Here is a 9330-nt window from a genome sequence, read left to right as displayed (position 1 = left end):
CGGGATCTTAGTACGTGTTCCTGGGTTCATCGCTCAGTGACCTCGCTCACCACGGGACCGTCCAGGAACCCCTTGACCAGCCGTTCCAGCGACGCGTTCAGCACCTCGGGCGCCTCCAGCATCACGAAGTGGCCGACGCCGTCGACGAACTCGACGTCCACGCCGTACTTGGCGGCCGAGGCGGTGTCCGTGGGCATCCACGACGTGGAGTTCACCAGCGTCACGGGCGCCCCGAACCGCTTGGGCAGCCGCTGGAGGTACCTCAGCATCTCGCGGAAGGACGCCGAGACGATCGCCTCGCCGACCTGTGCGCGGGTGCGCTCGACCAGCGCGACCAGGTCCGCGCCGCCCGTGTCCAGGAAGAGCTCCTCGGCCCGTACGGGCGCGTCCGCGAAGCTCCGCACGAACCGGTCCAGCTGCCTGGCGCTGAGCGGCTGCGGGTCGAAGGTGTGCAGCGTGTCCACGCCGACCATGCCCCGCACCCGGCCCCCGAGCAGCGGTTCGGCCGCCAGCATGACCGGCCCGCCGAGGGAGTGGCCGACGAGGACCACGTCCTCGGCGCCGACCCGGGCGACGACGTCGGCCACGTCCCGCGCGTACGCCTCGACGGTCCAGTGCCGCCGCTCGCGCCCGGAGCCGCCGTGGCCCGCGAGGTCGGGGGTGACGACGGTGTAGCGGTCCGCGAAGTACTCGGCCTGCCGCTCCCAGTACGTCATGTCGCAGCCCAGGCCGTGGATGAGGACCAGGGCGGTGGTGCCGGTGCCGCGCACCCGGTACTGGACGTCGCCGACGCGGCCGGTCTCGTCGCGCGGCCCGGCGGCAGCGGCGGGCGCCGGGGCCGCACCCCGCCGCCGGATCCCGGCGCCGGCCGTGTCCCCGCTCCCGGCCGCGCCCGCCGCCTCCGGCTTGCGCGCGATGATGCCGACGTGCTCCATGTCGGGGCCGGGCGCCCCGTACGAGCCCCGGTCGACGCCGACAGCGCCGAAGTACCCGGCCCGCTCGACGACGAACCCGGCCGCCTCGCACTCCCGTCGGAAGACCTCGGGGTCGAGGGCGTTGATCAGGCTCGGTCCGCCGACGACGTGGGCCGCCTCGAAGTGGGCCGCCACGTCCGCGATGTAGCCGGGCCAGGGGTCGCCCGCCAGCCTGCGCGCCTCGTAGTCGGCGGCCTTGGACGCCCAGTAGCCGAAGTACGGCGAGTCGGTGCTCAGGAAGACCTTTCCGCCCGGCTCCAGCCAGCGGAACATCTTGCGCAGGGTCACCCCGACGCCCTCGGGCGTCAGGAAGTGCATGACCCGGCTGGCGTGCACGGCGGTGAACCGCCCGTCCTCGAAGTCGACCTCGGGCAACACGCCTTGACGGAGCGTCAGACGGGTGCGGGCGTCGTCGTTGACGCGCTGCTCCAGGATTTCGAGGTGCTTCTTCTCCATGTCGAGCGCGACCACGCGGGCGCCGCGCTCCAGCGCCGCGATGCTGGCGATGCCGTAGGCGCAGCCGAGGTCGAGGACTTCGCCGCCGCACTCCCCCGCGTACTCGGCGAACTCCGAGGAGTACGGAATGAGGTGCTCGACCATCACACCGGTCCGGTTGAGGGTCGCCACCATGCCGCCGAAGTCGAGGTTGGCCGCCGACTTCAGGTCCTCCAGGATGTCGTGCTCGCGCGTGACGGGACGCGCGGGCGCGGGCAGCGGGGTGAGCGCCACGGTCCGCTCCCGGGTCCGCCCCCGCGCGGGGGCGGGCTCCGCGAGCCGGTGCGGGAAGGCGGCCGGGTCGGCCAGCACGACGGGCTTCACGGGGGCGGCGGATTCGGCGGGTGCCGGGGCGGCGGCGCGGGCGACGGGCGCGGCCGGGGCGCGGCCGGCGGGCCGTACCTCCGCCGCCGGCTTCCCTCCCGCCGCCGACTTCTCCGTCGCGGCCGACTCCTCCGGCGCCACCTGCGTCTGCGCCCGCACCCAGTAACGGTTCCGTGCGAACGGGTACGTGGGCAGCCGCAGACGGGCCGGACGCCGACCCCCCGACTCCGCGTCCGCAGACGTGGACGGGAGGTCATGGCCGCGCACATAGCGCTCGGCGAGGGCGAACAGGGCCCGGCGGCGCCCGGCGGTGTCCAGGTCGGCGCCCGGCGCGGTCATCTCGTCGGTGTCCGCGCCGTCCGCCGACCGCGCCGAGAAGCCGCGCGCGACCGTCCCGGCGAAGCATCCCGTCCCGGCGGAGCCGTCGCGCCAGCCGCGCCAGAGCACGGCCGCCTCGTCGAGGGTGCCGGCCACGACGGCGCAGCGGTGCCGGAAGTGGTGGCGGCCCGCGCCGAGGGTACGGGCCAGGGCGGGCAGGTCGGCGTCGCTGAGCCAGCCGTCCGCGATGCGGTCGAGCAGCTGGTCCACGAGCTGGGCGAGCGCCGCTTCGGTCTTGGCGGAGAGCGGCAGCAGCCAGCCCGCCGCGCCGGACGGGGCGGCGGACGCCCCGGCGGCGGGCACGTACTCGCGCACCACGACGTGCGCGTTGGTCCCGCTCATGCCGAAGGCGCTCACCGCGCCCGTCCTGGGCGCGCCCGTCGGGGTCGTCCATGCCTTCGTCGTCCTGTTGACGTAGAAGGGGCTGTCGTTCCAGTCGATGTACTCGTTGTCCCGCTCGCAGTGCAGGCTCGCCGGGATGACGCCCCGGCGCACCGACTCGGACAGGCTCATCAGACCGACCAGGCCGGACGCCGCGAAGGTGTGGCCGAAGTTGGTCTTGGTGGAGGTCAGCGCGCAGAAGCCGCGCCCGGTGACGCCCGCGTCCGTACGGAAGGCGGTGCGCAGGGCGTTGACCTCGACCGGGTCGCCGAGCTTGGTGCCGGTGCCGTGGGTGACGATGTGGCCGAGGTCGCTCGGGTCGATGCCGCCGCGCTCGTACACCGAGGACAACAGCTCGCGCTGGGACTCTCCGGCGGGCGCGGTGATGCCGTTGGTGCGGCCGTCGTAGTTGAGGCCGCTCGCGGCGATGACGCTGTGCACCGGGTCGCCGTTGGCCTCGGCCGCGGCGAGCGGACGCAGCACCAGGGCGGTGACGGCCTCGCCGGGCACCATCCCGTCGGCGCGCTGGTCGAAGGTGCGGCACCGGCCGGTCTCCGACAGCATGCCCGCCCGGCTCATCGCCTCCAGGGACCGCGGGGTGAGCACGAAGTTGGCGGCGGCCACCACCGCGATGTCGCACTCCCCCTGCCGCAGGCTCAGACACGCCTGGTGCAGGGCCACCAGGCCCGAGGAGCAGGAGGTGTTGACGGCGAGGACCGGGCCCTTGAGGTCGAGGAAGTAGGAGAGCCGGGCGGCCAGTACGCCGTCGTGGTTGGAGGTGACGTTGCCGCCGTCCTGCACCAGGAACTGGTAGTCGCCCTGTTCCACGCCGACGAAGACGCCGACGCGCCTGCCCTTGAGCTCCTCGGCGCCGAGCGCCGCGTCCTCCAGCGCCCGCCAGGACTCCTGGAGGAGGTGGCGCTGGCGCGGGTCGATCGTCCGGGCCTCCTTGGGGGCGATCTCGAAGAAGGCGGCGTCGAACTCGTCCGCCCAGTCGACGCTGCCCATCCACCGGTAGCGCTCGCCGTCCGGCTCGACGGCCGTCGGCTCGCCGAACCGGACGGGCGGGAGCTCGCGGACCATGTCCTTGCCCTCGGCGAGCGCGTCCCAGAACTCGGCGACCGAGCGGCAGCCGGGGAAGATCCCGCTCATGCCGATGATCGCGACGGGCTCGTCCCCGACGGCGGGTTCGGCCACGGCGAGGCGCTCGACGGCAGCGGCGGGTTCGGCCACCACAGCGGATTCGGCGGGCACGGCGGGCTCGGACACCGTTACGGGCACGCCCGTCTCAGCCGCACCGGCGGCGTCGGCCATCCGTACGTCCTCCCCCGCCAGGTGTTCCACCAGCCGTTCGATCGACGGGTGGTCGTAGAGGACGGTCGGCAGCAGCCGGACGCCGACGCGGTCGGAGAGCCGGTGGGCGAGCTGGGTGAGGCGGATGGAGTCGAAGCCGAGGTCGACGAAGTTGCTGCGGTCGTCGATCCGGTGCGCCTCCGCCTTGAGCACGTGCTGGACCACTTCCCGCACCGCGTACGCGAGTTCACCGGTCTTGGGCGCCTTCGCGGGCGCGGCGGGCTCGGGCCGCGCGGCCGGTCGGGCCGGGGCCCCGGGGGTGGCCGTGGCGGCCCGCAGCACCATCGGTGCGGCGGGGCCGGCCGCCAGCAGGCGCTCGAACGCGTCGAGGCCCGCCGCCGTCTCCAGCGCCGGTCGGCCGGCGGCACGCAGATGCGCGTCCATGAACCGGGGGTCGGCGGCGCGCTGCGCGGACGCGCCCATGCCGCCTTCCCGCCACAGCGGCCACTGGACGGCGAGCGTGCGGTGTCCGTGCGGCGGGCGCTCGCCGAGGGCGCGCGCGTAGGCCGCCTGGAAGCGGTTGGCCACCGCGTAGTCGCCGCTGCCGAAGTCACCGAGGACGGCGGCGACGGAGGAGAAGTGGCAGACAAAGTCGAGGTGTTGGGATCCGAGTACGCGTTCCAGGGCGAGCGTGCCGTGCGCCTTCGCGCCGAGGACGGCGTCGATGGAGGCGACGCTCTTGTCGGGCAGGGCGACCGGCTCGGCCGCGCCCGCGAGGTGGAGGACGCCGTCGAGGGCGCGCAGCTCCTCGGGCAGCTCCGAGCGGAGTGCGGCCAGCGCGTGCGGGTCGCTGACATCGGCGCGGCGGCAGACGACCCGGCCGCCGGTGCGCCGCAGGGTGTCGGCCCATGCCTCGTCGGCCGCGCCGATCTCCGAACGGCCGAGCAGGATCAGGTGGGCGCGGTACTCACGGGCCAGGTACTCGGCCAGACGGCGTCCGAGGCCGCCGAAGGCACCGGTCAGCAGATAGCTGCCGCCCTGGCGCAGCACGCTGCGGGCGGGGCGGGCCGGGTCCTCGACACGCTCGACCCGGCAGGTGTGGCGCACGCCGTCCGCCCGGTACAGCGCGCTCGCCCGGTCGTCCTGGCCCTGCTCGACGCGGAGCAGGGCGGCCCACTGGGCGGCACCGATCGGTCCCTCGTGCAGGACCACCCGCAGGGCGGTGCCGGGCAGCACCTGGGTGAGCGAGCGCTCGTACCCGATCAGGGCGTCGAGGGCCGCCCGTTCCACGGCGTCGCGGAAGTGCCCGGCGACCAGCAGGTGCGGCACCTCCAGACGGGCGGCGGCCACGGCCCGGATCAGGAGCGCGACGTCGCGCAGCTCGCGCAGCAGCGGCGGCTGTCCGTCCGGCCCGGCCCCGGGGTGTCCGGTCGGCCACAGGTAGTGGATCGCGTCGAGGCGCCCGTACTCGGCGGCGACCGCACCGAGCGCGCGCTTCCAGCCGCGCTCGTCGTCGCGGTCCACCGGGTACGGGGTCCCGGCGCCGACGAAGACCACCTCGGCGCCGGGCGCGCGCTCGCGCAGGGACCGCTCGTACGCGGCCCGCTCCGCCGACCCGTCGAGGAAGCACAGCACGACCCGCGCCTCGGACGCGGGGGCGTCGGGGACGGGCTGGGCGGCGGTCGCCACCCAGCGCTCCTCGAAGAACTCCAGGTCCGACGGGTCGTCACGACGCGGGTGCGGGGTCTCGGCCCGCACTGCCGCAGCACCTGCGGAACCGGCGGCCTCCTCGCCGCGCAGCCAGAAGTACTCCTCGGTGAACGGGTACGTGGGCAGGCTGATCCGGCGGGCGGGATGCGCCCCGCCGGCGCGCGGCCACTCCACCTCACCGCCCCGCACCCACTGCTCGGCGGTGCGGGCCAGGGCGTCGCCGCCGTCGCCGAACACGCGCCGGTCCGCGCCCGCGGCGAACTCGCGCAGGGCGCCGATGAGTTCGGGCACGTCACGCACGACGAACGCCACCCGCTCGGGCTGCTGGGTGCGGCCCACCTGGAGGGTGAAGGCGACATCCGCGAGCCGGCGGGCGCTGCGGCCGGTCTCCTCCAGTTCGGTGAGCCGGTGGGCGAGGTCGTCGGCGTACCGGCGCAGGTTCCGCGGGGCGCGCGCCGACAGCGGCACCAGGTGCGGACCGGCGAGGACCGCGTCCTCGGCGCCCCGCGCGGGCGGCTCCTCCAGGACGGCGTGGACGTTGGTGCCGCCGATGCCGAACGAGCTCACGGCCGCGCGCATCGGCTCGGCCGAGGGTGCGTGCTCGACGAGCCGGTCCACCACGTAGAACGGTGATCCGGCGAAGTCGATCTGCGGGTTGGGGACGCGGTGGTTGACGGTGGGCGGGATCCGGCGTTCGCCGACGACCAGGGCGGTCTTGACGAGCCCGGCGAGCCCGGCCGCCGCGTCCAGGTGGCCGAGGTTGGACTTCACCGAGCCGATGCCGCAGAAGCCGGTGCGGTCGGTGTGGCGGCGGTACGCCTCCGAGACGGCCATGACCTCGATGGGGTCGCCCAGCCGGGTGCCGGTGCCGTGCGCCTCCAGATAGCCGATGGTCTCGGGGTGCACTCCGGCGCGGTCCAGGACCGTGGAGACCAGCTCGGCCTGGCCGGAGACGCTGGGCGCGTGGTAACCGGCCTTGCGGTCGCCGTCGTTGTTCATCCCGGCGCCGCGCAGCAGCGCGTAGACGTGGTCGCCGTCGCGGACGGCGGACTCGGCGTCCTTGAGCAGGACCACGACGACGCCCTCGCCGCCGATCATTCCGCTGGCCTCGGCGTCGAACGGCTTGCAGTGGCCGTCGGAGGAGAGCGTCATGCCCTCTTCGAAGAGGTGGCCGACGGTGTTCTCGGCGTACATTCCGGCGCCGCCGACCAGCGCGTGGCGGGTCTGGCCGGACTGGATGGCCTGCACGGCCAGGGTCAGACCGGCCAGCGAGGAGGAGCAGTTGCTGTGGACGTACAGGCTCGGGCCGGTCAGGCCCAGCTTGTGCGAGACGGTGGTGGGGATGGTGCCGGGCTGGGCCTGGAGGAAGCTCACCAGCGACTCGGAGTCGCGCCGGGCGTTCGCGGACGCCAGCGGCGCCTGGTACAGGGCGTTGCTGGTCGACACGTAGACCGCGCTGTCGGTGATGTCGCCGGGCAGCCGACCGGCGTCCTCGACGGCCTTCCAGGAGTGCTGGAGCAGCAGCCGCAGCTGAGGGTCCATCAGTTCGGCGTCACGCGGGGAGACGTGGAAGAAGTCGGCGTCGAACAGGCCCTTGCCGCGCATGCTCGCGCGGACCGGAACGTAGTCGGGGTGGCCGATCAGCTGCTCGTCGACGCCCAGCTCGCGCAGTTCGTCGGCGGAGCAGAGCTCGACGCTCTCCTCGCCCGCCAGCAGGTTGCGCCAGAAGGCGTGGTGGTCCTCGGCGCCGGGCAGCCGGCAGGAGATGCCGATGACGGCGACGCTTCCGGTGAGGTCCGCGGCGGCCGGTACGGGCCGCTCGGCCGGTGCCTGCGGCCGGGCGGGGGCGGCGCCCGCCCGCAGGTGGGCGCTCATTCCGCGCGCGTTGACGCACTTGAAGGTCTCGGCCGCCGTGAACGCCACTCCGTACCGCTTGGCGGCCCGGTCGGCGAGCACGGCCGCCAGGACCGAGCTGCCGCCCGCGTCCAGGAACGCGTCGGTCGCGGCGAGGCCGTCGACGCCGAGCACCTCGCGCCACAGGGCGAGCACATCGGCCTCGTCCGGCAGCGGGGCGCCGGTCTCCGGCGCCTCGGCGGGCCGGGGCGTACGGGTGCGGTCGAGCACCACGGGACGCTCCTCCAGGTTCTTGCGGTCGATCTTGCCGTTGGGGGTGCGCGGCAGCGTCTCGACGGGCAGGACGAACGACGGGACCATGTACGCCGGGACCTTCCGGGCCAGGTGCCCGGTCAGCTCCCCGGTCGCCACCGGGTCCGCCGCCGGGACGTAGTACGCCACCAGCTGCCTGTTGTCCGCGTGCGTACGGGCCACCACCACGCACTCGCGCACGCCCGGGTGGGCGGACAGGACGTGCTCGATCTCGCCCAGCTCGACGCGGAAGCCGCGGATCTTCACCTGGGAGTCGATGCGGCCCAGGCACTCGATCCGGCCGTCGCTGAGCCAACGGGCCAGGTCGCCGGTGCGGTAGAGCCGGGTGCCGGGGGTGAACGGGTTCTCGGGGAAGCGCTCGGCCGTCAGCTCCGGCTTGTTCAGATAGCCCTTGGCCAGCCCGGCACCCGCGATGCACAGCTCACCGGGGACGCCGGCGGGCGCGGGGCGGCCGGCGCCGTCCAGGATGTAGACCTGGGTGTTGTCGATGGGCGTGCCGATGGTGATGCGGCCGTCCGCCTCGATCCGTCCGGCCGTGGACCAGATCGTCGTCTCGGTCGGCCCGAACAGGTTCCACGCCTCGCAGCCGAGCGCGGTCAGGCGCTCGCGCAGGGTCTCGGGCAGCGCCTCGCCGCCGCACAGCACGCGGACGCCCTCCGCGTTGGTCCACCCCGCGTGCAGCAGCATCGTCCAGGTGGACGGGGTGGCCTGCATGACGGTGGGGCGCACCGCGCCGAGCAGTTCCTTGAGGCGGCCCGGGTCGCGCGCGGTGTCGGCGTCGCAGAGGTGCACGCACGCGCCGACGACGAGCGGAAGGTAGAGCTCCAGGGCGGCGATGTCGAAGCTGTGGGTGGTCACCGCGAGCAGCCGGTCCGCGGCGCGCAGACCGGGCCGGTCGGCCATCGAGCAGAGGAAGTTGGTGAGCGCGCCGTGCGGCACCATCACCCCCTTGGGGTCGCCGGTGCTGCCCGAGGTGTAGATGACGTACGCGAGGTCGTCGGCGGTGGCGCGGGCGCGCGGCGGAGCACCGCCGGGCCACGGCCGGTCCATCAGGACCGTGCTGGGCACCTGGGCGAGCTCGGGCAGCCGGGCCTGGAGCGTGCTGTGGGTGAGGACCACCTGGGGGCGGGCGTCGCGCAGGATGTGGGCGAGCCGGTCCTGGGGGTAGTCGGGGTCGAGCGGGATGTAGGCGCCGCCGGCCTTCGCCGTGGCGAGCAGGGCTGTCAGCAGTTCGGGCGAGCGTTCCAGATGGACGGCGACCATGCTGCCGGGGCCGACGCCGAGGTCCGCGAGGTGGGCGGCGAGGCGGCCGGAGCGCTCGTCGAGCTCCGCGTAGGTGAGCGTGCGCGGCCCGGCGACGACCGCCGGTGCGTCCGGGGTGCGGGCCGCCCGCTCGGCGAACAGCTCGTGCACGGGCCGGTCGGGGTGGGCTGTGCCGGTGGCGTTCCACTCGACGGTGAGGGTGTGGCGCTCCTCGGGCGAGAGCAGCGAGCACGCGTCGACCAGCTGCTCCGGTTCGGCGGGGACGGTCTCCAGGAGGTGCGCGTACTGGCGCAGCAGCTGCTCGGCCGTCGCGGCGTCGAACAGGGCCGTGTCGTACTTGCAGTTG

1 protein-coding gene (cut by a window edge) is annotated in these 9330 nt (G+C 74.5%); it reads right to left on the bottom strand.

Annotated elements, in window-relative coordinates; genetic code table 11:
• Positions 1-26 precede the first annotated feature (26 nt).
• Positions 27-9330, bottom strand: partial view of an amino acid adenylation domain-containing protein gene (locus tag AB5J87_RS31995; protein WP_369381800.1) — the 3' end only. Its footprint extends 12608 nt past the window's final position; the window shows 9304 of its 21912 coding nt (coding positions 12609-21912); the start codon falls outside the window, past its right edge; its stop codon occupies positions 27-29.

It is taken from the genome of Streptomyces sp. cg36, from assembly GCF_041080675.1.
Taxonomy (GTDB): Bacteria; Actinomycetota; Actinomycetes; order Streptomycetales; family Streptomycetaceae; genus Streptomyces.
This window is presented reverse-complemented; position numbering and strand designations above follow the sequence as displayed.